1 protein-coding gene is annotated in these 540 nt (G+C 67.4%); it reads left to right on the top strand.

What is annotated here, in order from left to right; genetic code table 11:
* A partial coding sequence (locus RNB18_RS50940) for a Ppx/GppA phosphatase family protein (RefSeq protein ID WP_449657656.1) occupies positions 1 to 540 on the top strand: 540 nt, incomplete at both ends.

Below are 540 nucleotides of genomic sequence, written 5' to 3'. Positions count from 1 at the left end.
CATCAACATCGACATCGGCGGCGGCTCGCTGGATCTGTCCAGCGGGGTCGACGAGGAGCCCGAGGTGGCGCTCTCGCTGCCACTGGGTGCCGGCCGGCTGACCAGGGAATGGCTGGCCGAAGACCCACCTGGGCGGCGCCGGGTCGCCATGCTGCGGGACTGGCTGGCCACCGAACTCGCCGACGCCGGTGCCACCATGCGCCGATCGGGGAACCCGGACCTGGCGGTGGCGACGTCGAAGACCTTCCGGTCGCTGGCCCGACTCACCGGTGCGGCGCCCTCGGGCGCAGGCCCACGGGTCAAGCGGACCCTCACCGCTGCTGGATTAAGACAGCTCATAGCTTTCATCTCTAGGATGACAGCGGCTGACCGTGCCGAACTGGAAGGGGTGAGTGCCGAGCGGGCACCACAGATCGTGGCCGGTGCTTTGGTAGCTGAAGCTAGTATGCGAGCACTGGAGATCGATTCCGTCGACATTTGCCCCTGGGCGTTGCGGGAGGGGTTGATTCTGCGGAAACTCGACAGCGAGGCCGACGGCAC

The organism is Streptomyces doebereineriae (assembly GCF_031845645.1).
GTDB lineage: Bacteria > Actinomycetota > Actinomycetes > Streptomycetales > Streptomycetaceae > Streptomyces > Streptomyces canus.
The sequence above is the reverse complement of the archived record's forward strand: the minus strand, read 5'-3'. Positions and strand labels throughout refer to the sequence as shown.